Raw genomic sequence first — 26,301 nt, 5'->3', positions numbered from 1 at the left:
CCATGCGGGACAGTTTCATCGAGACCACCACGCACCTGCTGGCCGAGGATCCGCGTACCGCCCTGGTGCTCGCCGACATCTCCGCCGACGCGTTCGCCCCGGCCGCCCGGCGGCACCCCGACCGGGTGCTCAACGTCGGCATCCGTGAGCAGTTGATGCTCGGGGTGGCCGGTGGGCTGGCGCTGACCGGGCTACGGCCGATCGTGCACAGCTACGCACCGTTCCTGGTGGAGCGGGCGTACGAGCAGATCAAGCTCGACCTCGACCACCAGGCGGCGCACGCGGTGCTGGTCAGCGTGGGCGCGTCGTACGACCGGGCGGCTGCCGGGCGCACCCACCTGAGCCCGGCCGACGTCGCGCTCTTCGACACCCTGTCCGGCTGGACGGTGCACGTGCCGGGGCACCCAGCCGAGGTGCCCGGTCTGCTGCGCGCCACGGTCGCCGGGGACACCTCGGCGTACCTGCGGTTGTCGACGCTGCGCAACGAGCGACCGTACGCCGGCGACGGGGAGCTGGTGGTGGTCCGCGACGCCGGACCCGGCGCGCCGCTGCTGGTCGCGGTCGGCCCGGTGCTGGACGCGGCGGTGGCAGCCGCAGCGGATCTGCCCGTCACCGTGGCGTACACCCACCGGCCGCGCCCGTTCGACACCGCCGGCCTGCGGGCGCTCGCCGGCACCGAGGTGATCCTGGTCGAGCCCTACCTGGCGGGCACCTCGACCCGGGTGGTCACAGCGGCACTTGCGCACCGGCCGCACCGGCTCCTCGCACTCGGCGTGGGACGCGACGAGCTGCGCCGCTACGGCTCGGCCGACGACCACACCCGCTGGCACGGGCTGGACGCGGCGGGCCTGCACCGGGCGCTGACCGGGTTCCTGTCCCCGGCTCTGGTCTGAGGACCGCCGTCGCCCGCGCCCGGCGGGAGATCCCGTCGTCCTCGCCCCGGCGGCCGCGTCAGGCGGCGGGACCGCTCCCGGGGCGGCGGCGGGTCCGTTCGCGGCCGAGGATCCAGATCGCCTCGACGCCGTCCCGCCAGGTGATCTTCTTGCCCTCCTCGCGGCCCCGGGCCCGGTAACTGATCGGCACCTCGTACGGCCGGATCCGGCGGCGCAGCAGCTTGCCGGTCACCTCGGCCTCCATGCCGAAGCCCCGGGACCGCACGTCGAGCGAGCGGTAGAGCTCCACCGGCATCAGCTTGAAGCAGGTCTCCAGGTCGCCGATGTAGGAGTTGAACATCACGTTGGCCGCCATCGTGACGCCCTTGTTCCCCATCACGTACCAGAAGCTGTAGGCGCTGTGGCTGCCGAAGGTCCGATTGCCGTAGACCACGGTCGCCCGGCCGTCGAGCACCGGGGCGAGCAGCTTGGGGATGTCCTGTGGGTCGTACTCCAGGTCCGCGTCGAGGATGACCATGTATTCGCCTTCGGCGCTGGCGACCGCCGTCCGGATGGCCGCGCCCTTGCCGGCGTTGCGCTGATGCGTGATCACCCGCAGCCGCGCGTCGTCGGCCCGACCCAGGATCTCCCCGGTGCCGTCGCGGCTACCGTCATCGACCACCACGAGTTCGATCTCGCACGGGTACTCGACCGCCAGCGCCTGCTTGAGCGCATCCGCGATGCGCTCTTCCTCGTTGTAGACCGGCATGAGGATCGACAGCTTCACGGGAATCTCCACGAGGGCGGCAGTGTGTCGGCCATAGCGTAGCCCCGGCAGATCGATCTCGTGGTAGCGACCGCCTCAGCGGATCGAGCGTCGGGCACCCCGGCCGATGGTGTTTACTTCCGGCCATGTCGGCCGCCGGCTTCCCGTTCGTCCTCGCCCCCGTCGTCGCCGTCGTGCTGGCAACGGTGGCGTTGCGGCCACGGTCCGCGCGCCACACCGCGCCACGGCGGCTGGCGGTAATCCGAGCGAGTCTCGCCGTCGGCGCTTTCGCGGTGCTGACCGTCGAGGTGCTGGGTGCACTGGGCAGGTTGACCGCGCCCGCGTTCGGCGTGGCGTGGCTGCTCTTTCTCGCGGTTGCCGGGGTCGCCGCCGCGCGGCGGCGGGCGGCCACCACGACCCGCCGGACCCAGGAGGCGGATCGCCGTACCTCCGGCGGCGCGACCGGGTCGGTCGGCGGTCGGCCCGCCGCGCCGTCGTCGGCGAGTGTCCTCGCCGGAGCGTCGGACACTCCGGCCGCGGTCGGTACGGTCACCGCGGTCGACCCGGCCACGACGTCCGGCCCGGTCGGCCCACCAGCGGCGGCGGGCTGGCGCGCGTCGGTCACCGACTTCTGGCGTACGGCGAGTCGCGGCGAGCGGGTGCTGGCCGGTACGGTCGCCGGGCTGCTCCTGGTCGAGCTGCTGATCGCCCTGCTCGCCGCGCCGAACAACTTCGACTCGCAGACCTACCACCTGCCCAAGGTGGAGCGTTGGGTGGCGCAGGGCGACCTGTCGCTCTGGGCGACCGCGATCCACCGGCAGGTCACCATCCCGCCGGGTGCCGAGTACCTGCTGTTGCACCTGCGCCTGTTCACCGGCGACGACGCGCTTCACCACCTGGTGCAGTGGGCCGCCGGGGTGCTCTGCCTGATCGCGGTCGCCCGGGTGACCGCGCAGCTCGGCGGCGCCCGCCGGGCCCAGTTGCTCACCGTGTTCGTGCTGGCCACCACGCCGATGGTGACGCTCCAGGCGACCAGCACCCAGACCGACCTGGTCTGCGCCGCCTGGGTGGTGTGCGCGGCCACGCTCGCACTGGACGGGCTGCGTCACCGCGCCGGCTTCGGCGAGTTGCTGGCGCTCGGGGCGGCCACCGGACTGACCGCCGTGACCAAGACCAGCGGCCTGCTCGCGGTCGGCCCGCTGCTGGTGCTCTGGGGACTGGGCCAGCTCCGCCTGGCGTACCTGAAGCGGTCGGGCGCGGGCCGTCGGCTCCCGGTCGGCCCGACCGCCCGGACGGTCGGAGCCTCGGCGTTGATCCTGCTGGTCGCCGCCACCGTGGTCGGCCCCTTCCTGGGCCGGGTGTACGCCGAGTTCGGCCACCCGCTCGGGCCGGAGCGGCTGCGCGAGTCGGTGCCGATGGAGCGGCACGACCCGCTGTCGGTGGTGGTGAACGCGCTCCGCATCGGACACACCGCGCTGGACACCCCGCTGGCCCCGCTGCGGGACGCCTCCGCTGCGGCGATCATCGGCGTGGCCGGGCTGCTCGGGGTGGACCCGCAGGACCGGGCGATCACGTTCGGGCGGGAGGTCTTCCCGGTGCCGTCCTGGTATCCGGACGAGGACCGGGTGGCCTTCCCGCTGGCCGGTGCGCTGGTGCTGGTCGGTGTCGTGGCGGCGCTGCGCCGTCCGGCGCGGGTCAGCCCGGAGACGGCCGGTGCGCTGCGCGCGTACGCACTGGTGGTGGTGGTCGCGGTGGCGCTGCACACCACGATGATCAAGTGGCAGCCCTGGGGCAACCGGCTGATCCTCTATGCCCTGGCCGCTTCGGTGCCGTTGGCCGGGCTCTGGCTCGACGCCGTGCTGCGCCGTGCACGCCAGAACGCCGGTGACGGGCAGGGAGCCGGTGACGGGCAGGGTGGCCGACGGCCGATCGCCGCGACGCTCGCGGTGACGGTGCTGGCCACCTGCGCGCTGGCCGGCGTGCTCGCGGTGTCGTACGGCTTCCCGCGCCGACTGGTCGGCGAGGGCTCGGTCTTCACCACCTCCGACTGGGAGAGCCGCTTCCTACGGCGTCCGCAGTGGGCGGAGGAGTACCGCTGGGCGGCCGACGCGGTGCGCGCCGCCGACGCCCGTCGGATCGGTCTGTCCCAGCGCAACGACGACTGGGAGTACCCCTGGTGGCTGCTGCTGCGGGACGCCGACGGCGGGTCACCGGAGCTGCTGGCGCTCCAGTCGGTGCTGGACCACCGTCCGGCGGCCGATCCTGCGGAGATGGATGCGATCGTCTGCACCGGCAGCCGCCGGCTCTGCGCGGATCTCGTGCCGCCCGGCTGGCGGTTCGAGTTCCGGGAGTACGTGGGCTACGCCCTGCCGACCGATCGCTGAACCCGACGCGGTGTTCGGGGGTCCTGCGTCAGCGCGCCACGGCGGGATGCAGCGTCGTCGGCCGGGTGGCGGTGGGCGCCTCGGCCACGGTCGCCACGATCCGGGGCAGCGCGCTGCGTACCCGGGTGCGGAAGGCGTGGTTGAGCAGCGCGTCGAGCTGCCACACCTGCTTCGGGAACTGGGTGCGGATCAGGAACCGCTCACGGATCCCGTCGATCGCGGTGGCGGCCAGCTCCACCGAGTGCAACCGGGGGTCGGGGCTCCACGTGACGTGGCTCAGCTCGCGTAGCTCGGCGTTGAGGTGCAGTCGCAGGCGGTGCAGCACCGGCGTCTGCCGGGTCACCACCAGCCGTCGATGGGTGAGTAGGAGAAGGTACTCCCCGGACATCGGCCGATCGGGTCGGCCGCACCGGGTGACCAGGATGGTGGCGTCGCCGGAACCCACACAGCGACGGAACACCGGCATGTGGCGCGTGGCGGTCTGCACCGCCAGGCCGGCCTCGGAGGCGGCCGGGAGGAACGTTCGGGAGAAGACGTCCATGACCTGCCCAACGACGATGTTCGCTGGGTGACGTGGCTCACGGACATGCTTTTTGCAAATTCCACGTTACGTCTTGCACGGCCGGTCGGGACCTCCCGCAGGACTCTCCCGACGTGCCCAGCCGAGCCTCGACGCGCTCAGGCGAACTCGGTGACCAGCAGTTCGTCCAGCCACCCGGGCACGCTGGCGGCGAACTCGGCGCGACCCGGGTCGGTGGTGTCCAACGCCCGACGCCAGGACAGCGCCCGGCTGACCATGGTCACCCCGGCCGCGGCCTCGGCCAGCCGGAGCAGGGTCGGCCGGTCGCAACGGTCCGTCCACGACTCCAGGTACGCGTCGCGCAGCCGAGCCAGCGCCGGGTCCCCCGCGTCGAGACCGCTGACGTACGCGACCGACCGCAGCGTCACCAGCAGCGTGCCGAACGGGTGCGCCACCGACGCGTCACCCCAGTCGAAGAACCGGTGGCCGTCGCCGGTGACGAAGACGTTCCCGTCGTGCAGGTCGTCGTGCTGGACGGTGGGCCGGATCGGCCCCTCGGCCAGCAATCGGCACCGCTGCGCATAGTCGGGCAGCAGGGACCGCAACCGGTCGCGGGCCTCGGTGGTGAGCCCGTCCGGGGTGTCCAACAGCAGCGCCGCGTCGTCGTCGAGCAGCTCCGCGAGATGCGCCGGCAACGCCTCCGGACGATGATCGGGTACGGCGAGGCCGAGCAGTTCGTCGACGTGCGCGGCGGTAGCTCGTTGCAGGTCGGCGTACTCGGGCAGGATCCGTTCCCACCGGGCCGGGTCCGGCTCGCCGGCCAGCGCCTCGCGCAGCGTCGCGCCGCCGTGCGGCAACAGCGCCCAGCGCCGCCGGATGTCCACCGCGATCGGGTCGAGCACCCGTCCGGGAGCCAGCCGGGCCAGGGCGGCGGTCAGTGCCGTCTCGAAGCCGGTCCCCGCCGCGTTCGCCTTGAACCACACGTCACCGGCGTCGGTCGGCACCCGCCAGATCAGCGCCCACGGTCGGACGCGTGGCTCGACCGGGCCGGTGATCCGCTGCCCGGTGCGGGCGAGCGTCTCGGCCACCCACTCCCACGCGGCGGCCCGCCACGTCCGGTCGTCCCAGTCGATGTGCGGTGCGGTCGCGGCGGTCACGGGGGCACGCTAGCCCGCCCCCGGCTCGACCCGCGACGGGTTTTACGCCGTACGGATCAGAGCAGCTCGACGATGGTGGCGTTGGCCATCCCGCCGCCCTCGCACATGGTCTGTAGGCCGTACCGCACCCCGTTGTCGCGCATGTGGGCGAGCATCGTCGTCATGATCCGGGCACCGGACCCGCCGAGCGGGTGCCCGAGCGCGATGGCGCCACCCCGGGGGTTGAGCCGCTCCGGGTCCGCCTCGGTCTCCGCCAACCAGGCCAGCGGCACCGGGGCGAACGCCTCGTTCACCTCGTACACCCCGATCTCCTCGATGCCCAGCCCGGCGCGGCGCAGCGCCTTCGCGGTGGCCGGGATCGGCGCGGTGAGCATGGTGACCGGGTCGTCGGCGGCGACCACGGCGGTGTGTACCCGGGCCAGCGGGCGCAGGCCGTGCCGGCTGGCCCACTCGCTGGTGGTGACGGCGAGCGCCGCCGCGCCGTCGGAGATCTGGGAGGCCGTACCGGCGGTGACCACGCCCTCCGGGTGGAACGGGGTGGCCAGTTCGCCGAGCTTCTCCAGCGAGGTGTCCCGGCGGATGCCCTCGTCCGCGGTGAACTTCCCGCCGTCGGCCAGCGGCACCGGGGCCAGCTCGGCCTCGAACGCCCCGGCGTCCTGGGCGGCGGCGGCCTTCTCGTGGCTGGCCAGCGCGAACTCGTCGAGCTGGGTCCGGGACAGCCGCCAGCGTCGGGCGATCAGCTCGGCGCCGACGCCCTGGTTGAACGGCAGCGGCGAGTCCTCGGCGACCCCTTCGACGCCCCGGTAGCGGGCCAGGATCTGCCCGCTGAACGGCAGCCCGCCCGCCGCGCTGGAGCCCATCGGCACCCGGGTCATCGACTCGACGCCGCCGGCCACCACCAGATCGGCCTGTCCGGAGAGCACGGTGGCGGCGGCGAAGTGCAGGGCCTGCTGGCTGGAGCCGCACTGCCGGTCGACCGTGGTGCCGGGCACCGACTCGGGCCAGCCGGCCGCGAGGACGGCGTTGCGGGCGACGTTCCACGACTGCTCGCCGACCTGGGAGACGCAGCCCCAGACCACGTCGTCAACGAGCGTCGGGTCGATGCCGGTGCGTTCGGCGAGGGCACGCAGCACGTGCGCCGACAGGTCCACCGGGTGGACCGTGGCCAGGCTGCCCTTGCGCCGCCCGACCGGGGTACGCACCGCGCCGACGATAACCGCGTCACTCATGTCTACTCCCCGGTAACCTGGGCTGCTCCCGATCCTACGCCGCCGTCGCGGCGACGTCGTCGCCCGTGGGCGCTGGCGCGCCGGTCACCTGTCGCGCTGGCATGCTGGTCGGGTGACGTTCGAGACGGTCGCCCGGCAGTGGCGGGTACGCGCCGCGCTGCCGATCCTCAAACTGGCCGGCGCGGTCGGCGTACTCGCCCTGGGACTCCTGCTCGCCGACGGTGACCTGCTCCGGCCGACGCTCGGCGTACTGGCCGGCGCGGCCCTCGCCGCGTGGGGGGTACGGGACCTGGTCGCACCGGTCCGGCTCGCCGTGGACGCCGACGGCGTCACCGTGCCGACCGGGTGGTGGACCGGGCGACGACACCTGCCCTGGTCGACGATCGAGACCATCGAGGTGAACCGCCGGGCCGGGCGCGGGGTGAGTGGGCCGGTGTTGGAGATCGACACCGGCGGGTCGCTGCACCTGTTCACCCGGCAGGACCTGGACACCGACCCCGACGAGGTGGCCGACGCCCTCCGGGCCGCCCGCCCGACCGACCAGTCCGGCGGCGGGCTCAGCCGAGCAGGGTGAAGGTGCGGAACAGGGCCAGCACCAGCAGCACCACCAGCAGGAACGAGCCACCGGTGACCTGCACCAGCGTCCGGTGGGACCGGGGCGCATACGCCAGCACCAGCGCCATCAGCGCGCCGAAGACCAGACCGCCCAGGTGACCGGCGATCGAGATCTGCGGCACGGTGAACGTGAAGATCAGGTTGATCACCAGGATCGGCACGATGGCTGACGTGTCCCGACCCAGCCGACGCATGATCACGAAGGTCGCCGCGAAGAGGCCGAAGATGGCGGTGGAGGCACCGGCCGACATCTGGTTGGGCGCGCTGAACACGTACACCGCGACGTTGCCGCCGAAACCGGCGATGAAGTACAGCGCGATGAAGCGCAGTGGCCCGAGCACCGCCTCCAGGGACCGGCCGAGGACCCAGAGCGCCCACATGTTGAGCAGCAGGTGCACCACGCCGTAGTGCAGGAACATCGCGGTGACCAGGCGATACCACTGCCCCTCGGCGACACCGCCGATGCTGCCGTCGAGGAACATCGCCCGGCCGAGCACCGCACCCCACTCGGTCAGCGGGGTGCTCCCGCCGAGCAGGCCACCGAAGCCGGTGCCGCCGGCCGCCGCGTCCCCGCCCCGGTCGGAGGCGATCGAGAGCAGCATCACCACGAGGTTGATGCCGATCAGCGTCTTGGTCACGTACCCGAGCCGACCGGTCTCGCCACCACCGAAGGCGGTGCGCGCCGGGCGTACGCTCCGGCGTCCCTGCGCCACGCACTCCGGGCACTGGAACCCGACCGACGCCTCGTTCATGCAGTCCGGGCAGATCGACCGGTCGCACCGGGTGCACCGGACGTACGTCTCCCGGCCCGGGTGGCGGTAACAGACCGGTGTGGTCGGCGGGGATTCGCTCACCGGGTGACCCAGGTGCCCGAGCGCTCAGTCATGCGAGCAAAGGTACCTCGGACCACCGATGGGACGGGTCAGGCGACCGTACGGCCGGTCGGTGCCCGCCGCGCCCAGGCCCGGGCGGCGGGCACCACCTGTGGCGGCCGGTGTCAGGCCGACTGCCGCTCGATCTCGACGCGCTCGATGACCACGTCCTGCAGCGGACGGTCGCTCGGGCCGGTCGGCGTGTTGGCGATCGAGTCGATCACCTTCGCGGACTGCTCGTCGGCCACCGCACCGAAGATGGTGTGCCGGTTGTTCAGGTGCGGGGTCGGCGAGACCGTGATGAAGAACTGCGAGCCGTTGGTGCCCGGCCCGGCGTTCGCCATCGCCAGCAGGTACGGCCGGTCGAACCGCAGCTCGGGGTGGAACTCGTCGGCGAAGGTGTAGCCCGGACCACCGCGACCGGTGCCGGTCGGGTCACCCATCTGGACCATGAAGCCGCTGATCACGCGGTGCGAGATGGTGCCGTCGTAGTACGGCCCGTTGCCCGGCTTGCCGGTCCGCGGGTCGGTGTACTCACGCGTGCCCTCGGCCAGGTCGACGAAGTTGCGAACCGTCTTCGGCGCGTGGTTGGGGAAGAGCTCCAGCCGGATCGGGCCGGCGTTGGTGTGCAAGGTGGCGTAGACAGCCTCGGCCACGGGTACTCCTTATTCGTTGGTCAGTTCCTTGCGGATCCTCCCATGTGCCCGATCTGGACATGCGGAGGCATCCGAAGGTGGAGGATGAGACGAAGCAACTCCCAGGAGGTGGGACCGTGTTTGGAATCGGGCGCCGCAGGACTGAGGGGCAGTTGGCCCGGGCCGAGCTCAATCGGGGGATCGGTCACCTGAGGCTGGCCGCCACGCACGCGGCGAAGGGAGCCGGGTCCACTGTCGGCCCGCGGGTCCAGACGGCCCGCGACGCGGTGGCACCGACCGCGGTGCTGGTCCGGGACCGCACCGCGAGCGGCCTCGCCACCACGGCCGCCGCGATGGCACCCCTGGCCCTGGCCGTGCGTCACGCACAGGCCGAGGCCGCCGGTCGGGCCGCGTCAGGCAAGAAGGTCGTCGCCAAGCAGGCCGCGGCCGCCAGGAAGGTCAAGGCGAAGAACATGAAGAAGATGAAGCGGAAGAAGTCCCGCCGCAGCGGGACCATGCTGGCCGGGATGCTCGCGGCCGGCGTGGTGGCCGGGCTGGCCGGTGCGATCGCCCTGCGACGCCACCGCGAGCAGCAGGAGTGGACCGAGTACGACGCGACCACGACGCTGGAGCCGATGCACGAGGAGGTGGAGACCATCGAGGTGCGTACGACCGCCCCGTCGGGCGTCGCGAAGGCGTCGACCGGAGCCGGCAGCTCGACGGTGGTCTCCGGTGACAGCGCGTCGACCACTGCGCCGCCGAAGCCCTCCCCGGTGACGCCGACGGACAAGGTGCCGTCGGTCGCCGAGGGTGCCCGGACCACGAGCGGTCGTCCCGCCGACGACCTCACCACCGCCCTGAGCAAGGCGCCCAGCAAGTCCAACGGGCGCGCCTGATTTCGCGGTCCCGCCTCCGCCCCGCCATCTCGGCGGGGCGGGCGGGCTGCGGGTTCAGAGCCAGTCGTTGCGGCGGAACCACCGGTAGAGCGTCAGCGAGATGGTGAGCATCAACGCCAGCACCACCGGGTAGCCGTACACGATCTTCAGCTCGGGCATGAACTCGAAGTTCATGCCGTATATCCCGGCGATCGCCGTCCACACCGCCGCGATGGCGGCCCAGGCGGCGATCTTGCGCATGTCGTTGTTCTGGTCGACGGTCACCTGGGCCAGTCGGGCCTGCAGGATCGAGTTCAACAGATCGTCGTACGAGTTGACCTGCTCGACGGTGCGGCTGAGGTGGTCCTGCACGTCGCGGAAGTAGCGACGGACCTCCTTGGGCACCTCGCGGCTCATCTGGGCGGTGAGCGCGAGCAACGGCCGCTGCAACGGCATCACCGCCCGCTTGAACTCCACCAGCTCCCGCTTCATCTGATAGATCCGCTGGATCCGGCCGCTGGCCTGCCGGTCGAAGACCTCCGTCTCCAGCACGTCCATGTCGTCTTCAAGCTGGTCGGCGACCTCCAGGTACAGGTCGACCACCCGGTCCGTGATCGCGTACGCGACCGCCCAGGGGCCGTGCAGCAGCAGCTCCCGCCGCGCCTCCAACTCCTCGCGGACCGGTGCCAGCCGGCAGGCGTCACCGTGCCGGACGCTGATCAGGAAGTGCGGGCCGATGAAGAGCATCACCTGCCCGGTCTCCACCACGTCGGTCTTCTCGGTCAGCTCGGTGTGCTCGCAGTAGCGCGCGGTGCGCAGCACCAGGAAGCTGACCTCGCCGAAGCGCTCCAGCTTGGGCCGTTGGTGCGCCTTGACCGCATCCTCCACGGCCAACTCGTGCAGCCCGTACGTGGCGGCGATCTCGCTCATCTCGGCCAGGTCCGGCTCGTGCAGACCGAGCCAGACGAAGCCGTTCTCGGCGCGCCGTGCCTCGGCGAGCGCTTCGGCGTAGCCGCAGTCGCCGCCCTGCCGTCGCCCGTCGAGATAGAGCGCGCAGTCCACCACGGCGCTGCGTCGAGGACCCGCCGGGGCCTCCACCCGCTGGGAGCCGTCCGGGTTGAGCCGGCGGGTCACCGCGCGTACCGGTGACCAGGCACGGGATCGCGGCGACCGGGCGAGCGGCGGCGGGACCGGCTGGGCGTCGGTCTGGTCACCGCCGGTGGAGGCGGTCCCCTCCCGCTGCATCCGCTCCGTCATCACGCCCCCCGTCCGCGCTCGGCTGCGGCTTGCAGGGTACGCCGCCGTACCGATCATGGCGGTGGCGCGGCGGCGGAGGGGTGGCGCCGGACGGGCCGGATCGCATCGGGGGGTGAGGGGGCGATCCGGCCCGCCCGGCGCCGTGGGGGCGGGGGGTTGTGCTGACCGCGTCACACCACAGTGCGGGCGGCCGGGCCGCACCCCGACATCGGCGTCACGGCGGCCGGAACCGGCGTGACCTGCACTACATGTGGTGAAGGACGCTCGCAGCATTGTGGGCCGCCAGCCGCCACAGCGGGAGTCCCGGGCACGCCGGTATCGCCGTTCTGTCGGAAACCCGACAGATTTTCAGCCTCGGACCGCCTCCATCGCCTCGGCCAGGCGTCGGACTCCCTCGTCGATGCGGTCGGCGGTCACCGCCGAGTACGCCAGGCGAAGCGCGTGCTGGCCACCGTCCACCACGAAGTCGCTGCCCTTGACCACCGCGACGCCGCGCTCGGCCGCCGCTGGGGCGAGCTTGTCGACGAGGACGTCCTCGGGCAACTCGACCCAGAGGAAGTAGCCGCCGTCCGGCTCCACGAAACGGGCCTCGGGGATGTGCCGCCGCAACGACTCGGCCAGCGCACCGGCCCGCTCGCCGAGCGCCGCCCGGACCGTCTCGATCGACCGGGCGATGTCGCCGGAGACGCAGAACTGGTGCACGATCGCCTGCGCCACCATGCCCGGCGAGATGTAGAGGTTGGTGGCCTTCTTCGCGATGTCGGCGATCAGGTCGGCCGGACCGACCAGGTAGCCCACCCGGACGCCGGGGCAGACCGTCTTGGTGAAGCTGGAGGCGTGCACCACGACATTCCGGGTGTCCAGCGACAGCATCGACGGCAGCGGCTCGCCTCGGAACCGGACGTCGGCGTACGGGTCGTCCTCGAAGATCGTGAAGCCGTACTCGGCGGCCAGGTCGAGCAGCTCACGCCGCTTGTCCTCGGAGAGCGTCACGCCGGCCGGGTTCTGGTAGTTCGGGATCACGTGCGCCAGGCGCGGCCGCACCCCGGACTCCAGCAGCTTGCGCAGCTCGGCGGTGTCCAGACCGTCCGGCTGGATGGTGACGCCGTGCACCTCGGCACCCATCCGCTGGAGGTTGAGCAGGGTCCGGTCGTAGGTCGGCCGCTCCACCACCACCGCGTCACCGGACCGGACCAGGTGGTCGAAGAGGAAGGCGTCGGCCTGCAACGAACCGTTGGTGATCAGCACCTGCTCGGCCGTGACCCCGTGCTTCTCCGCGATCCACTGCCGCAGCGGCAGGTAGCCGACGGAGGTGCCGTACGCGGTCACCCCGGCGGGATCGGCGTCGAACGCGCGGACGGCGGCGGCCTTGAGCCCTTCGACATCGACGATGTCCAGAGAGGGGGCGCCACGGGCAAAGGAGATCAGCTGCTCGGCGGTCATGGCTGTTCAGCGTACGGGCGGCGGCCGGGTGAGCGCGTACGGCACGGCGATGTCCGCATCCTGAGCCACCGAGTCGGGTGAACCGGTGCGGACCGGGCGTCCCGCCCGAGCGGACCGACCGAGTACCAGGTCAGGCCGGACGACGGATCAGGCGGCGACCGCATGGGGCGCGGCGGTGAAGGCGGGCTCGTCGGCGAGCGACCGGTCCGGGGCCTGCTGCCGGGACAGCCCGGCCACGTGCAGGCCGAGCAGGGCGATCAACTGTCCCCAGTCGAAGTAGGACCGCCAGGCGGCGATGCGGCCCCGGCGTACCCGGACCATGTCCACCACCTCCCAGGAGACGGTGCGTCCGGTGGGGGCCACCGTGCCGAACGGGGTGTGCAGCACACCGGTGTGGGTGCCGGTGAGCCGCTGCTCGACCGCCGCCCCACCGGCCGTACGCACCGAGCCGAGCAGGTCGACCCGCAGGTCCGGAAAAGCACCCGTCCAGGTACGCAGCAGGGCGGGCAACTCGACCGGCCGGACCGTCACACCCGGCATCGCGTAGTACCCGTCCCGGGCGTACAGGTCGGGGAGTCGGGCCACGTCCCGTCGCAGGAGCATGGCGTACTGCTGCTCGACCAACTGGTCCGCGCCGCGCATGTCGACCTCCTCGCGTGCGCGTCTCGGCCCGCGCCCGCACCCAGTCCATACCCCCGGTCCGACCGGTCCACACCAGTGGAGAAGTCCGCCCGAGCGGACATCGCCGCAGCTCGGACCGGCGGCTACTGTTCTTGGGGTGTCCACCGAGCCGCTGCGCTGCGCCGGAGCGCTGATCGTCCACCCCGACGGGCGCATCTTCTTCCAACGCCGCTCGCCACACCGCCGTCTCTTCCCGAACAGTTGGGACATCGTCGGCGGGCACCTCGAACCCGGCGAGACCGTCGAGCAGGCGCTGCGCCGGGAGGTCACCGAGGAGACCGGCTGGCGGGTCTCGGAGATCATCGCGCTGGTCGGCGAGTACGGATACGTCGGCGACGACGGCCTGGCCCGGGTCGAGAGCGACTGGCTGGTCCGGGTCGACGGCGACCTGACCGCACCGGTCCTGGAGGTCGGCAAGCACACCGAGTACCGCTGGCTCGGCCCGACCGACCTCGACCTGCTCGACGAGGACCGCGACGTCAACGACGGGCTGATCCGGCGGATCGCCGAGGAAGCCTTCGAACTCCTGGGTCCGACCGGTTCGTGAGCGACAGCGTCGGGCTCGCCGCGCACCGGTACGTGGCGCTGGTCGCCCCCGTCCTCGACCGGGTCGTCCGCGCGGCGATACAGGCCGGGCAGGACGGCGGCGGAGCGGAACTCAGCCAGCGGTACGGCGGCATGCCCGCCACCAGCCTCCTGGTGGAGATGCGGACCCGCCTGGCGGCCGGTGGCTCGGTCGACGGTGCCGGATTCGCCGCGATCACCCGGTACCGGGACCCGATCGCCTGTCAGCGGGCGCTGGACCGGCACGTCGCGTACGGGATGATCCACCGGCGGCCGGACGGCGGGCTCACCGCCACCGAACGCGGCAGCGCGTTCCTCGCCGAGCTGTACCAGGTGCACGCCGAGGTGACCGAGGAACTCTGGGCCGGCCACGACGACCGGGTGCAGCGGTTGGCCGAGACCGCCGGGCGGCTGCTGACCGCCGCCCTGTCGCCGCGCGGTGACGAACCGGTGCCCAGCCCCGGCGCGTTCGACGCGGTCGCCCCGCCGTACGAGCCGGACGGCACCCCGTCGGGCGTGCTGCTGCTCAACCGGCTCGGCACGCTGCGGTACCACCGGGCCGACGCGCACACCGACGCCTGGGCAGCCGCCGGGCACACTCCGGCGAGCATCGCCGAACTGACCGACGGGTCGCAGTGGCAGGCCATCGAACTGGAGACCGACCGGCGGGCGGCCGGCCCGTACACCGCGCTGACCGCCGAGGAGCGACTGACCTTCCTCGCCGACCTGGCGGCCCTGCCCGGCTGACCCCCGACAGCCGACCGACGCTCGGCGCTATTCTCCTCCGGTGAATGCCGTACGAACAGGAACTGATGTCGGCCTGGTCGGGATGGTGCTGGCGGCCGGGGCCGGGCGCCGCCTGCGCCCGTACACCGACACGCTGCCCAAGGCGCTGGTCCCGGTGGACGGCGAGATCACCATCCTCGACATCGCGCTGCGCAACCTCGCCGAGGTGGGGCTGACCGACGTCGTCGTGGTGGTCGGCTACGCGGCGGACGCGGTCCGCGAACGCCAGGCCGACCTGGAACGCCGCCACGGCGTGACGCTCACCCTCGTGCACAACGACAAGGCCGAGGAGTGGAACAACGCGTACTCGCTCTGGCTGGCCCGCGACTGGTTCGCCCGGGGCGTGCTGCTGGTCAACGGCGACACCGTGCACCCGGTGAGCATCGAGAAGACGCTGTTGGCCGAGCGCGGGCCCGGCGTACTGCTCGCGGTCGACACCCTCAAGCCGCTGGCCGAGGAGGAGATGAAGACCACCTTCGACGCCGCCGGGCAGCTCACCCGGATCACCAAGCTGATGGACCCGGCCGACGCGTACGGCGAGTACATCGGCGCGACGCTGATCGAGCCGCAGGTGGCCGGGGCGCTCGCCGACGCGCTGGAGGCGACCTGGCGACGCGACCCGAACCTGTACTACGAGGACGGATACCAGGAGTTCGCCGAGCGGGGTGGCGAGGTCCGCGCCGCGCCGATCGGTGACGTGTCCTGGGTCGAGGTCGACAACCACGACGACCTGGCCCGGGCGCGGGAGATCGCGTGCCGTTACTAGCGCGCACCGTCACCACACCGCTGTCGATCGAGGTCCGCCGAGGGGCGGTGGCCAACCTCGGCGTGCTGCTGGCCGACCGGCGGATCTCCGGCGGCGGCGACGTGGCGGTGGTGGTCGGCCCCGGACAGGGCGAGAAGATCGCCGACCTCTGCCGCCCGTCGCTCGGCTCGGCCGACATCTTCACCGTGGCCGGCGGCACCGTCGACTCCGCCAACGAGCTGGGCGACCAGCTCCGGCGCCGGCACTACGACGCGGTCGTCGGCATCGGCGGCGGCAAGACCATCGACACCGCCAAGTACGCCGCCACCCGCTACGCCATCCCGATGGTCACCGTCGCGACCAGCCTCGCCAACGACGGCATCGCCTCCCCGGTCGCGTCGCTGACCCACGAGGGCGGCAAGGGCTCGTACGGCGTGCACATCCCGATCGCCGTCCTGGTCGACCTCGACTTCGTGGAGAACGGGCCGGACCGGCAGACCCAGGCCGGCATCGGCGACGCGGTGAGCAACCTGAGCGCCTGCGCCGACTGGGAACTGGCCCACCAGGTACGCGACGAGCCGATCGACGGGCTCGCCGTGACGCTCGCCCGGACCGGGGCCGAGGCACTGGTCAACCACCCCGGCAAGATCACCGACGACGCGTTCCTCACCACGCTGGCCGAGGCGCTCATCCTCGGCGGGATCTCGATGTCGATCTGCGGTTCCAGCCGCCCGGCCAGCGGCGGCGACCACGAGATTTCACACGCCATCGACCACCTGTACCCAGGCACCGGCTCGCACGGCGAACAGGTCGGCCTGGGCGCGTTGTTCTGCACCTTCCTCCGGGGCGACCTGGAACGCTTCGGCCAGCTCAGCACCTGCCTGCACCGGCACGGCCTGGCCGTCCGGCCGGAGGAGTTGGGCCTCACCGACGAGCAGTTCGTCGAGGCGGTCGCCTTCGCGCCGCGTACCCGACCGGACCGCTACACCATCCTCGAACACCTCGCGTTGTCCGCTGACGACATCCGGACCCGGCTGGGAGACTACGTTGACGCCCTCCGTGAGCACCTTGGCTGAGCCTTCGCACCCCACGGTCGCCGACTTCCACCGGGTCAACCGGGGCGGTGGCCTGTTCAGCGAGTCGGTGAGCCAGTGGATCGGCGCCGTCTTCGCACTGGTCGCCCAGCGGCTCGGGCTGCGGCCGACCGCGTTGACCATCACCAACCTGGTGCTCGGGCTGGCCACCTCGGTCACCGTGGTCGCGCTCGCCGGGCCGGTCGCCGCCGGAGACGTACCCGCCTGGGTGGTCGGGCTGCTCGCGCTGCTCGGCTGGCAGATCGCGTACGCCCTGGACTGCGCCGACGGTCAGCTCGCCCGGGTGACCGGTCAGGGCAGCGCGGCCGGCGCCCGGGTCGACGTGCTCTGCGACGTGGCGGCCCAGATCGCCCTGGTCGCCACGCTCTCCGCGACCGCCGTGGCGCAGGTGCCGTCGACGCCCGTGTGGTTGGTGGCGGCCTTCGCGGGCACCTGGATGGTCAACCTGGTGACCTCGGTGATGCAGTCCGGCCCGAACGCGGCCAGCATGGTCACCTCCACCAGCCTGCCGGTCCGCCTGGTGAAGCTGGTGCGCGACTACGGCGCAGTGATCTTCGTGGCCGCGTTGGTGCTGGCCTTCGCCCCGGCGCTCGTGTTCTGGGTTCTCGTGGCGTTCACGGTGATCAACGGCGGGTTCCTGCTCGCGAGCATCGCCTTCTCCGCCCGCGCCTCGCTCTGACGGGCATGTAAGGAAGGGCACCTTATTAACGCCTCGTGCATAGCAAGGGCCCCCTGTTAACGCGGCCAGCCGACTCAACGCGGCCAGCCGACGGCCCGCCTGACGCGGCAGCCGACAGACCGTCGGCGCAGGAACAGCGACACCGTGCCGAGCGCGCCCCGGTCTCCAAGATCGTGCTCGATCCAGGATCGAGTGGCATCGACGCGCCGCGATAGCCACTCGATCCCCGATCGAGTGGCTATCGGGTGCTCATCACGACAGGTTGCGCTCGTCGCTTTCGAGGGAGTCGACGAGCGCGCGGCAGTCGTAGGCGCCGACGGCAGCACGGGCCTCCGATGAGGTCAGGCCCGACCAACGGGCCCGAGCGCCCCTGCGGCACGCCATCCACTCCCGCCCTGGGCGGCCCCGCTCGCCGATCATGGAGTTGCGGCTGTCGACTCATGCCGTTTTGCGCCCTTTTGGGACTGCCACGACTCCATGATCGACGCAAGAGGCGCGGGGCACGCGCGGGCATCCGTGGGGTGGGGGGTGCGGGGAGCGGGGGCGCAGGGGGCGGGGGGCGGGGGTGGTCAGCGGAGGGAGGCGTACACGTCGATGAGGCGCTTGGTGACCACCTCGGGGTGGAAGGTGCGGTCGTAGCGGGCGCGGGCGGGCCCGGCCAGGGCGGCGGCTCCGGCGGCGGCCACCGGGAGGGCGGCGGCCAGGGCCGCCGGGTCGGGCGGTACCACCCAGCCGGCCTCCCCGGCGCGGATCCCGGCCGGCAAGGCACCCGCCCGACCGGCGGAGTCAACCTGACCGACGGATCCACCGGAGCCGACCGGGCCAACGGGACCCAGGCCACCGGAGCCCAGGCCACCGGAGCCAGCCGGGCCAGCAAGACCAACCGGGCCAACCAGGTCACCGGGACCCAGGCCACCGGGACCCAGGCCACCGGGGCCGGCAAGGCCATCGGAGCCGACCGGGCCGGCGGGGCCGCCGGGGCTGGGCGGAGCGGCTGCCGAGGCGGCCACGGCCGGGCCGGTGCCGGCGGGTTCGCGGGGGGTGTCGGCGCCGACCAGGTACGGGATGCCGCCGAGCGCGGTGCCGAGCACCGGCCGTCCGCTGGCCAGCGCCTCGATGATCACGGTGGGCAGCACGTCGTGCCAGGTGGAGGTCGCCAGCACCACGGCGCTCGCGTTCAGCGCCTCGCGGACCCCGGCCCGGTCGAGCGGGCCGAGGAAGGTGACGTCGGCACGTTCGGCCGCCGCCGCCTCGACCAGTGGGCGCAGTTCGCCGTCACCGGCCACGCGCAGCGGGCCCAGCGCGCCGTCCGGGTGTCGGCGCCACGCCTCCAGCAGCAGGTCGAGCCCCTTCTCGGGGGAGAGCCGACCGAGGAAGAGGAAGCCCTGGCCCAGCGGCGCGGGGGTGCCCGGGTCCGGGATGGCGTTCGGCTTGACCACGATCCGGGAGTCCGGGATGCCGTAGTCGCGCAGGTGGTCGGCGACCGCACTGGTCAGCGCGATGAACCGGTCCACCGACTTCCAGGTACCCCGGTGCACCGCCAGGGTGGTCGCCATCAGTGCGCTCTGCACCCGCGAACCCCGGTAGCAGCGGTGCACCACCGCCGGTACGCCAAGCGTCCGGCCCCGGCAGTCCTGGCAGATCACCCCGTCGCGGAAGTACAGGCCGGAGGAGCAGACCTGGCGGTAGTTGTGCACCGTCTGCACCACGGGCACGCCGTGCCGGTGCGCGGTCCGCACCACCCAGGGCGAGAGCAGCGGGTACGGGTTGTGCAGGTGCAACACGTCCGGACGGTGCTCGGTGAGCAGCCGACTCAGGTCCTGCTGCGCCCGGGGGGCGTAGATCGGGGAGATCGGCAGCAGCGCCTTCGCCGACTTCGGCATCGACGGGATCTCGTCGGAGCTGCGCAGGAACGGCAGCACCTCGACGCCTGCCGCCGCGAGCTGGGAGATCTCCACGTCGACGATGGTGTTCTCGCCGGACGGCTGGGCTTCCCGGTACCGGTTGTGCGCCACCACAATCTTCACGGCAAAGAAGGCTACCGTTGACCTGTGCCCGAACTACCGGAGGTGGAGGCGCTCGCAGGCTACCTGCGGCAGCGCGCGGTGGGCCGGCGTGTCGACCGGCTGGAGGTCGCCGCGATCAGCGCCCTCAAGACGTACGACCCGGCGCCGAGCGCGGTCGTCGGCCGGACCGTGACCGACGCCCGGCGGCACGGCAAGTTCCTCGACGTCGTCTTCGACGGCGCCCTGCACCTGGTGGTCCACCTGGCCCGCGCGGGTTGGCTGCACTACCGGGAGGCGTTCGCCTCGACCGTCCCGCTCCGTCCCGGAAAGGGGCCGATCGCCCTCCGCGTACGCCTCGACGACGGCTCCGGCTTCGACCTGACCGAGGCCGGTACGCAGAAGAAGCTCGCCGCCTATCTGGTCACCGACCCGCAGGAGGTGCCCGGGGTGGCCAAGCTCGGGCCGGACGCGATCGCCGCCGACCTGGGCACCTTCGCCGAGGCGCTGCGCAGCCGCCGGGGGCAGGTCAAGGGGATACTCACCGACCAGTCCGTCCTGGCCGGGGTGGGTAACGCGTACTCGGACGAGATCCTGCACGCCGCGAAGCTGTCGCCGTTCGCGCTGACCGACAAGCTCAGCGACGACCAGATGGCGACGCTGCACGCGGCGACCCGCCGGGTGCTCGGCGACGCGGTGACCCGCTCGCTGGGGCAGCGCGCCGCGGAACTCAAGGGCGAGAAGCGGTCCGGGCTGAAGGTGCACGCCCGCACCGGGCTGCCCTGTCCGGTCTGCGGGGACACCGTCCGGGAGGTCTCGTTCGCCGATTCGAGCCTCCAGTACTGCCCCACCTGCCAGACCGGCGGCAGGCCGCTGGCTGACCGACGGTTGTCTCGACTTGTACGGTGAGTGACGTTGCTCATCGACTACGGAGCGGAATCGGACGTGGGTGCCGAACCGCCGCTCGGACGCTCTACCCGGGCCACAATCCATCGGTATAGTGGCCCGGTCCCCGGCTTCCGGACGGCGCGAAGTCGGCCAGATCCCAGGCGAACACGAGTCTGTCGCGCAATGTCCTCCGGGTCACCGACGGGCGCGGACCCGCGTGGGAAGCTGGAACGGTGGGCGACGCGAGCCCTCACAGCGAGTGAGCGGCGCGTGTCATGCGGGAGGACATGGTGAGGTGACGACTAGCCTCCAGCGCCCGGTGACCAACGAAGGCCGGAGCAGATTCGTGCGGCACGTCGACAGCTTCGAGATCCAGCCGCCGACCCCACCCTCCACCAGCGGCGTACCGCGATCGGTGTGGGCGCGGGCGCGGCGACGCGTCTCCCGCTGGCACCGTCCGTACACAGCGATCCTGCTGCTGCTCGACTTCGCCGCCGTCGCCTTCTCCAGCTACACCGCGATCCACAGCTTCGACCAGGCCACCGCCGGTTTCTACGACGCGCAGAACGACCCGACCTGGTTCTTCACCGTGGCCTTCCTGCTGTTGCCGTTGGGTTGGCTGGTGGTCCTGTGGTTCAACGGCGCCTACGATCGGCGCTGTCTCGGGCTCGGGCCGGACGAGTTCAAGCGGGTGATCCGCGCGGGAGTCGCGGCCTGCGCCACGGTGTCGTTCCTCGCCTTCGCCACCAAGACCGACCTGTCCCGGTTCACCGTCGGCACCGCCCTGCTGATGGCCCTGCTGCTGATCCTGCTGGGCCGGATCCTGGCCCGTTTCGTGCTGCACGTGGTCCGGCGCAACATCCAGCAGGCGGCGCACCGGATGGTGCTGGTCGGCACGCTGCCGGACTGCCTGGAGGTCTACACGGCGGTCACCCGCAACCCGTCCGCCGGGCTGGTCCCGGTCGCCATCCACATCACCGACGGGTACGCGGCAGCCCGGGGCGTGCAGACCCCCGTCCCGGTGTACGCCGGCCGCGACGTACTGGCGCTGGTCCGCGAGGTCGGTGGCGACACCATCGCGGTCTGCGGCTCGGCCAGCTCGGAGCCGGGCGAGTTGCGCCGGCTGGCCTGGCAGTTGGAGGGCTCCGGGGTCGACCTGGTGGTGGCCCCGCAGTTGACCGACATCGCCGGCCCCCGGGTGCACATCCGCCCGATCGAGGGCCTGCCGCTGCTGCACGTCGAGGAACCGACCCTGTCCGGGCCGGCGCTGCTGGCCAAGAGCATGATGGACCGGGTCGGCGCCGGTCTCGGCCTGCTGATGCTGGTGCCGGTCTTCATCGCCGTCGCCGTCGCGATCCGGATCTCCGACCCGGGTCCGGTCTTCTTCCGCCAGCCCCGGGTGGGGCACGAGGGACGTACGTTCCGGGTGTGGAAGTTCCGCACCATGTACGTCGACGCGGAGGACCGGCTGGCCAGCCTGACCGACCAGAACGAGACCGACGGCATGCTGTTCAAGATGAAGCAGGATCCCCGGGTCTTCCCGGTGGGCCGCTTCCTGCGGGCCTCGTCGCTGGACGAACTACCCCAGTTGATCAACGTGCTCAAGGGTGAGATGTCGCTGGTCGGGCCGCGCCCGCTGCCCGCCGACGACGGTGACTTCCTGGGCGACGTACGACGTCGACTGCTGGTCCGTCCCGGTATGACCGGCCTGTGGCAGGTATCCGGCCGCTCGGACCTGTCCTGGGACGAGGCCGTCCGACTGGACCTCTACTACGTCGACAACTGGTCGCTGGCGTACGACCTGAGCATCCTGTGGCGCACGGTGGGCGTCGTGCTGGCCCGCAAGGGCGCGTACTGACTCTTGGCCCGGCGGCCGGAAACGACCAGGATCGTCGGCGTGGGTGGCAACCTCTCCGCCGTCGTCGGCGTCATCGCCCTGGTCGCCGTGCTGGCCGGGGCCCTGTACGCCGTCGGTCGGCTGCGTGGTCGCCGTGGCATCGCCACCCCCGGCCAGCGGGCCACCTACGAGGTGCTGCACACCGCCGGGCTGGCCGCCGAACCGCTGCGTGCCGGGCTGAACCCGGCCGGCGCGGCGAAGGCCGCCCGTCACCTGCGCACCCTGGTCGGTGCCGAGGGGCTGGCGCTGACCGACACCGACGACCTGCTCGCGCTGGACGGGCGGGGCGCACACCACGGTGACCAGCTGCGCGCGGCGGCCCAGCGGGTGGTGGCGTCGGAGCGCTCGACGGTGCTCGGCGAGGCGGAGCTGTTCTGCGACCGCGTGGACTGCCCGGTGCGGGGTGCGGTGGTGGCCCCGCTTGCCGGCGCGGAGGGCCGGATAGCCGGTGCCCTGGTCGCCGTCACCGACGGCGTTCCCGCGCCCGGTCTGGTGCAGGCCACCCTGGAGACCGCGCACTGGGCGGGCAGCCAGCTCGCCCTGGCCGAGCTGGACTCGTCCCGGGAGCGGCTGGCCCGTGCCGAGGTACGCGCACTGCGGGCGCAGATCAGCCCGCACTTCATCTACAACGCGCTGACCGCGATCGGCTCGTTCGTCCGCACCGACCCGGAGCGGGCGCGGGAGCTGATCCTGGAGTTCGCCGAGTTCACCCGCTACTCCTTCCGCGCGCACGGGGAGTTCACCACGCTGGCCGAGGAGCTGCGGTCGATCGACCGCTACCTGACCATCGAGCGGGCCAGGTTCGGCGACCGGCTCCAGGTCCGGCTCCAGATCGCTCCCGAGGTGCTGCCGGTGACCCTGCCGTTCCTGTGCCTGCAACCACTGGTGGAGAACGCGGTCCGGCACGGCTTGTCGCGAAAGCCCGGCACGGGCATGGTGAGCATCGAGGCCCGGGACGCGGGAGCCGAGTGCCACATCACGGTGGAGGACGACGGAGTGGGGATGGATCCGGCCACGTTGACCGCCGGGATCGCCGAGCTGGCCGGCGCCACCGGCGACCCCGGCGACGACCCGGGCCAGCACGTCGGGCTCTCGAACGTCGACGAACGGCTCCGGTCGGTCTTCGGTGACGGCTTCGGCCTGGTCGTGGAGACGGGCCTGGGCTCGGGAACGAAGGTGAGCATGCGGGTGCCGAAGTTCCATCCCGGCGTACGGGCGGGCTCGTGACCGGCAACGGCGGCCCGGCCGCCCCCGGTTTCCTGCGCGTCCTGGCCGTGGACGACGAACCGCCCGCGCTCGACGAGTTGGCGTACCACCTGCGCGCCGACCCCCGGGTGGCCCGGCTGCACACGGCCGGCGACGCCACCGAGGCGCTGCGGGTGCTCCGCGACGGCGACATCGACGTGGTCTTCCTGGACATCCGGATGCCCGGCCTGGACGGCATGGAGCTGGCCCGGGTGCTGCGCCGCTTCGCCCGGCCACCGGCGATCGTCTTCGTCACCGCGTACGACGACGGCGCGGCCGACGCCTTCGACCTCGGCGCCACCGACTACGTCCGCAAGCCGGTCCGGTCCGAGCGATTGTCCGAGGCGTTGCGCCGGGTGGTCGGCTCGCGGGTGGTGCCCTCCCATCCGGCCGCGCTGGCCCGGGCCGAGGAGGATCCGACCATTCCGGTCGAGTTGGCCGGCAGCACCCGGATGCTGCCCCGTTCGGCGGTGCGGTGGGTGGAGGCGCAGGGCGACTACGCCCGGCTGCACACCGTCGACGGCGCCCACCTGGTCCGGGTGTCGCTGGCGACGCTCGCCGAACGCTGGGCCGACGCCGGTTTCGTCCGGATCCACCGGTCGTACCTGGTGCAGCTCCGGCTGATCGCCGAGCTGCGGCTGGTCAACTCCGGGTACGTGGTGGTGGTCGACGGCACGGAGCTGTCGGTGAGCCGGCGGCACATCCGGGAACTCAAGGACAAGCTGGTCCGCGCCGCGAAGCAGGAGTGGAGCCGCTGACGGTGTGACCGCCGTCCACCGGGTTATCCACAGGCTGCACCGGTTGTCCACAGGTTGTGCACAGCCCTCTTGACATTCCCGTCCGGCGGACAAGACTGCCGGGGTGGCCGCTGCCGACGATCCCGTCCCGGCGCCCGGGGCGGCGGCACGGCCCGGGGCGCAGCCCCGCCACGCCGACGCCGGACCGGTGCCGCCGCAGGGTGGCCCGATACCGCCGCAGGGCGGGCCCGCCGCACCTCAGGTGCCCACGCGTACCCGGGTGGTGCTGGCCGAGGTGTCGCAGCGGCAGCGTCCCGCCGCCGGTACGCACACCGAGCTCACCCAGCAGACCCGGGTCGGTGAGGCCCTGGTCCGGGGGCTGGTACGCGCCCAGTTGGCGCTGGCGTTGCAACTGTCGGCGGTGGTGCTGGTCGGGCTGGGCGGCCTGCCGTTGCTGTTCGCCATCGCGCCATCGGTCGGGCGGATGACCGTGCTCGGCGTCAACCTGCCGTGGCTGCTGCTCGGCGCGCTCTCCTTCCCGTTCCTGGTGGCGGTCGGGTGGACGTACGTGCGGCTGGCCGAGCGCAACGAGCAGGACTTCACCGACCTGGTCCGGCGGCCGGAGCGCTGAATGGGCAACGACCTCGTCGTACCCGCGATCGTGGCGGTCACCCTGATCACTCTGGGGATCGGGTTCTACGGGCTGCGGCTGGCCCGCACCACCTCCGACTTCCTGGTCGCCTCGCGGGTGGTCAGCCCGACCTGGAACGCCGCCGCAATCGGCGGGGAGTACCTGTCGGCGGCGAGCTTCCTCGGCGTGGCCGGGCTGGTCCTCAAGTACGGCGTCGACGTGCTCTGGTATCCGGTCGGCTTCGCCGCCGGCTACCTGGCCCTTCTGCTGTTCGTGGCCGCACCGTTGCGCCGTTCCGGGGCGTTCACCCTGCCCGACTTCTGCGAGATGCGGCTCGGTTCCCGCCGGTTGCGGACGCTCGCCACCATCTTCGTGATCTTCATCGGGTGGCTCTACCTGGTCCCGCAGTTGCAGGGTGCCGGGTTGACGCTGGCCACGCTGGCCGGCTCGCCGTACCCGGTGGGTGCCCTGCTGGTGGCCGCGGTGGTGACCGCCAACGTGGCGCTCGGCGGGATGCGCGCGGTCACCTTCGTGCAGGCGTTCCAGTACTGGCTCAAGCTGACCGCGCTCGCCGTACCCGCGATCTTCCTCGCCCTTCAGTGGCAGGCCGACGGGCGTCCGCCGGTGACCCCGCCCGACGGGCCGACGTTCCGGACCGCGACCACCGTCGTGGTCGAGCATCGCGCGGTGCTCACGCTGCCCGACGGCGAGACCCGGGAGGTACGCCCCGGCGACGAGTTGACCTTCGCGGCCGGTGAGCCGGTGCCGGAGGTCTCCGGGGTGGCGACCGGGTCCGCCGAGTGGTTGCTGCCCAGCACCGCGGCCGACGACGACCGGGGACTGTTCGCCACGTACTCGCTGATCCTGGCGACCTTCCTGGGCACCATGGGGCTCCCGCACGTCCTCGTACGCTTCTATACGAATCCGGACGGCGCGGCCGCCCGCCGGACCACGCTCGTGGTGCTGGCGCTGGTCGGGGTCTTCTACCTGTTACCCACGATCTACGGCGTACTCGGCCGGATCTACACCCCGCAACTGCTGGTCAGCGGGCAGACCGACGCGGTGGTGGTGCTGCTGCCCGAAGCCGCGCTCGGCGCCGGGACCACCGGCCGACTGCTGGCCGCCCTGGTCGCCGCCGGTGCCTTCGCGGCCTTCCTGTCCACCTCGTCCGGCCTGCTCACCAGCGTCGCCGGGGTGATCTCCACGGACGTGCTCGGCCGTGGCTCGGTACGCGGCTTCCGGCTGGCCACCGTGCTTGCGGGCGGAGTACCGACGGTGCTCGCGTTGAACGTCTCCGGGCTGGACGTCTCGCAGGTGGTCGGGCTGGCGTTCGCCGTCGCCGCGTCCAGCTTCTGCCCGCTGCTGGTGCTCGGCATCTGGTGGCGTGGGCTCACCGACGCGGGTGCCGCCGCCGGCATCCTGGTCGGTGGCGGCGCGGCGGTGTCGGCGGTGCTGGTCACCGTGCTCGGCCCACCGCTGTCCGGCTGGCCCGCCACCCTGACCGCCCAGCCGGCCGCCTGGACGGTGCCGCTGGCCTTCACCGTGATGGTCGCGGTCTCGCTCGCCACCCGCCGCCGCGCACCGACCGACATCGCCCGCACCATGCTGCGCCTGCACGCCCCCGACGCCCTCCGGCGGTAAGGAAGGGCCCCCTGTTAACGCCTGCGGTATAGGAAGGGTCCCCTGCTAACGTCCGTCGGCTTGCAGGGGCAGCGAGCGCGACGTC

Annotated in this window: 25 protein-coding genes; 15 read left to right on the top strand and 10 right to left on the bottom strand. The window is 72.4% G+C overall.

All coding sequences use genetic code 11. The features are described from left to right. Positions 1-2: 2 nt before the first annotated feature. The gene (locus ABT008_RS21960) at positions 3-893 is read left to right on the top strand and encodes a transketolase family protein (protein WP_350698077.1); all 891 of its coding nucleotides are present in this window, start codon (positions 3-5) and stop codon (positions 891-893) included. Positions 894-951: 58 nt separating this feature from the next. Here the strand turns inward: ABT008_RS21960 and ABT008_RS21955 are convergent, their stop codons facing one another. After that, the gene (locus ABT008_RS21955; protein WP_350698076.1) at positions 952-1,659 is read right to left on the bottom strand and encodes a glycosyltransferase family 2 protein; all 708 of its coding nucleotides are present in this window, start codon (positions 1,657-1,659) and stop codon (positions 952-954) included. 125 nt (positions 1,660-1,784) lie between these two features. Between ABT008_RS21955 and ABT008_RS21950 the strand changes: the two genes are divergently transcribed. Continuing rightward, the gene (locus tag ABT008_RS21950) at positions 1,785-4,022 is read left to right on the top strand and encodes a glycosyltransferase family protein (protein WP_350698075.1); all 2,238 of its coding nucleotides are present in this window, start codon (positions 1,785-1,787) and stop codon (positions 4,020-4,022) included. A gap of 28 nt (positions 4,023-4,050) precedes the next feature. Here ABT008_RS21950 and ABT008_RS21945 read toward each other — a convergent pair whose 3' ends face one another. From ABT008_RS21945 to ABT008_RS21935, 3 genes are all read right to left on the bottom strand, one after another. Further along, positions 4,051-4,563 carry a hypothetical protein gene (locus ABT008_RS21945; protein ID WP_350698074.1) on the bottom strand — a complete coding sequence of 171 codons (513 nt, stop codon included), beginning with the start codon at positions 4,561-4,563 and terminating at the stop codon, positions 4,051-4,053. A 137-nt stretch (positions 4,564-4,700) separates the two neighbouring features. Beyond that, positions 4,701-5,699, bottom strand: a complete 999-nt coding sequence (locus ABT008_RS21940; RefSeq protein ID WP_350698073.1) for a phosphotransferase — start codon at positions 5,697-5,699, stop codon at positions 4,701-4,703. Between the two features lie 56 nt (positions 5,700-5,755). After that, positions 5,756-6,928: a thiolase family protein gene (locus tag ABT008_RS21935; RefSeq protein WP_350698072.1), complete on the bottom strand. Its 1,173-nt coding sequence runs from the start codon at positions 6,926-6,928 to the stop codon at positions 5,756-5,758. Between the two features lie 112 nt (positions 6,929-7,040). Here ABT008_RS21935 and ABT008_RS21930 point away from each other — a divergent pair, with 112 nt between their 5' ends. Continuing rightward, complete coding sequence (locus ABT008_RS21930) at positions 7,041-7,502, top strand: PH domain-containing protein (RefSeq protein WP_350698071.1); 462 nt, start codon at positions 7,041-7,043, stop codon at positions 7,500-7,502. Here the strand turns inward: ABT008_RS21930 and ABT008_RS21925 are convergent. Both ABT008_RS21925 and ABT008_RS21920 read right to left on the bottom strand, forming a co-directional pair. Further along, positions 7,486-8,397, bottom strand: coding sequence for a rhomboid family intramembrane serine protease (locus ABT008_RS21925; RefSeq protein ID WP_350698070.1), 912 nt, complete (start codon positions 8,395-8,397; stop codon positions 7,486-7,488). The two genes, ABT008_RS21930 and ABT008_RS21925, sit on opposite strands and share 17 nt — an antisense overlap. Positions 8,398-8,540: 143 nt before the next feature. Further along, positions 8,541-9,071 carry a peptidylprolyl isomerase gene (locus tag ABT008_RS21920; protein ID WP_350698069.1) on the bottom strand — a complete coding sequence of 177 codons (531 nt, stop codon included), beginning with the start codon at positions 9,069-9,071 and terminating at the stop codon, positions 8,541-8,543. Between the two features lie 59 nt (positions 9,072-9,130). Between ABT008_RS21920 and ABT008_RS21915 the strand changes: the two genes are divergently transcribed. Further along, positions 9,131-9,946 carry a hypothetical protein gene (locus ABT008_RS21915; protein ID WP_350698068.1) on the top strand — a complete coding sequence of 272 codons (816 nt, stop codon included), beginning with the start codon at positions 9,131-9,133 and terminating at the stop codon, positions 9,944-9,946. A gap of 54 nt (positions 9,947-10,000) precedes the next feature. On the opposite strand, the gene corA is transcribed toward ABT008_RS21915, so the two are convergent. The 3 genes from corA to ABT008_RS21900 all read right to left on the bottom strand — a co-directional run bounded on the left by corA (position 10,001) and on the right by ABT008_RS21900 (position 13,267). After that, positions 10,001-11,059, bottom strand: a complete 1,059-nt coding sequence (gene corA / locus ABT008_RS21910) for a magnesium/cobalt transporter CorA (protein WP_449950218.1) — start codon at positions 11,057-11,059, stop codon at positions 10,001-10,003. A 471-nt stretch (positions 11,060-11,530) separates the two neighbouring features. Further along, positions 11,531-12,625 (bottom strand): aminotransferase-like domain-containing protein, encoded by a 1,095-nt coding sequence (locus tag ABT008_RS21905; RefSeq protein WP_350698066.1) that lies wholly within the window; start codon positions 12,623-12,625, stop codon positions 11,531-11,533. A gap of 147 nt (positions 12,626-12,772) precedes the next feature. Beyond that, positions 12,773-13,267, bottom strand: a complete 495-nt coding sequence (locus tag ABT008_RS21900) for an ester cyclase (protein ID WP_350698065.1) — start codon at positions 13,265-13,267, stop codon at positions 12,773-12,775. Positions 13,268-13,403: 136 nt separating this feature from the next. Here ABT008_RS21900 and ABT008_RS21895 point away from each other — a divergent pair, with 136 nt between their 5' ends. From ABT008_RS21895 to ABT008_RS21875, 5 genes are all read left to right on the top strand, one after another. Continuing rightward, positions 13,404-13,853 carry an NUDIX hydrolase gene (locus ABT008_RS21895; protein ID WP_350698064.1) on the top strand — a complete coding sequence of 150 codons (450 nt, stop codon included), beginning with the start codon at positions 13,404-13,406 and terminating at the stop codon, positions 13,851-13,853. Then, positions 13,850-14,617, top strand: coding sequence for a hypothetical protein (locus ABT008_RS21890; RefSeq protein WP_350698063.1), 768 nt, complete (start codon positions 13,850-13,852; stop codon positions 14,615-14,617). Before ABT008_RS21895 ends, ABT008_RS21890 begins: the two co-directional genes overlap by 4 nt. Before the next feature lie 73 nt (positions 14,618-14,690). Then, complete coding sequence (locus ABT008_RS21885; protein ID WP_350698112.1) at positions 14,691-15,422, top strand: phosphocholine cytidylyltransferase family protein; 732 nt, start codon at positions 14,691-14,693, stop codon at positions 15,420-15,422. Next, entirely contained in the window at positions 15,410-16,477 is a 1,068-nt protein-coding gene (locus ABT008_RS21880; protein WP_350698062.1) for an iron-containing alcohol dehydrogenase family protein, read from the top strand. Before ABT008_RS21885 ends, ABT008_RS21880 begins: the two co-directional genes overlap by 13 nt. Continuing rightward, a complete protein-coding gene (locus ABT008_RS21875) occupies positions 16,461-17,174 on the top strand; it encodes a CDP-alcohol phosphatidyltransferase family protein (protein ID WP_350698061.1) in 714 nt (237 codons plus the stop codon). Before ABT008_RS21880 ends, ABT008_RS21875 begins: the two co-directional genes overlap by 17 nt. 569 nt (positions 17,175-17,743) lie before the next feature. On the opposite strand, the gene ABT008_RS21870 is transcribed toward ABT008_RS21875, so the two are convergent. Next, positions 17,744-19,201, bottom strand: a complete 1,458-nt coding sequence (locus ABT008_RS21870; RefSeq protein ID WP_350698060.1) for a glycosyltransferase family 4 protein — start codon at positions 19,199-19,201, stop codon at positions 17,744-17,746. A 24-nt stretch (positions 19,202-19,225) separates the two neighbouring features. On the opposite strand from ABT008_RS21870, the gene ABT008_RS21865 reads away from it, so the two are divergent. The 6 genes from ABT008_RS21865 to ABT008_RS21840 all read left to right on the top strand — a co-directional run bounded on the left by ABT008_RS21865 (position 19,226) and on the right by ABT008_RS21840 (position 26,216). Continuing rightward, positions 19,226-20,086 carry an Fpg/Nei family DNA glycosylase gene (locus ABT008_RS21865; protein ID WP_350698059.1) on the top strand — a complete coding sequence of 287 codons (861 nt, stop codon included), beginning with the start codon at positions 19,226-19,228 and terminating at the stop codon, positions 20,084-20,086. A gap of 325 nt (positions 20,087-20,411) precedes the next feature. After that, complete coding sequence (locus ABT008_RS21860; RefSeq protein ID WP_350698111.1) at positions 20,412-21,923, top strand: sugar transferase; 1,512 nt, start codon at positions 20,412-20,414, stop codon at positions 21,921-21,923. A 39-nt stretch (positions 21,924-21,962) separates the two neighbouring features. After that, on the top strand, positions 21,963-23,189 hold the full coding sequence (locus ABT008_RS21855; RefSeq protein WP_350698058.1) for a sensor histidine kinase: 1,227 nt from the start codon (positions 21,963-21,965) through the stop codon (positions 23,187-23,189). Beyond that, positions 23,186-23,965 (top strand): LytR/AlgR family response regulator transcription factor, encoded by a 780-nt coding sequence (locus ABT008_RS21850; protein WP_350698057.1) that lies wholly within the window; start codon positions 23,186-23,188, stop codon positions 23,963-23,965. Before ABT008_RS21855 ends, ABT008_RS21850 begins: the two co-directional genes overlap by 4 nt. A 208-nt stretch (positions 23,966-24,173) precedes the next feature. Continuing rightward, positions 24,174-24,575: a hypothetical protein gene (locus tag ABT008_RS21845; protein ID WP_350698110.1), complete on the top strand. Its 402-nt coding sequence runs from the start codon at positions 24,174-24,176 to the stop codon at positions 24,573-24,575. Then, positions 24,576-26,216, top strand: coding sequence for a sodium:solute symporter family transporter (locus tag ABT008_RS21840; RefSeq protein WP_350698056.1), 1,641 nt, complete (start codon positions 24,576-24,578; stop codon positions 26,214-26,216). Positions 26,217-26,301 lie beyond the last annotated feature (85 nt).

Origin of the sequence: Micromonospora sp. NPDC002389, from assembly GCF_040296095.1 — a bacterium.
Classification (GTDB): Bacteria; Actinomycetota; Actinomycetes; order Mycobacteriales; family Micromonosporaceae; genus Micromonospora.
Note: the sequence above shows the minus strand (reverse complement) of the source record. Positions and strands in the feature narration are given on the sequence as shown.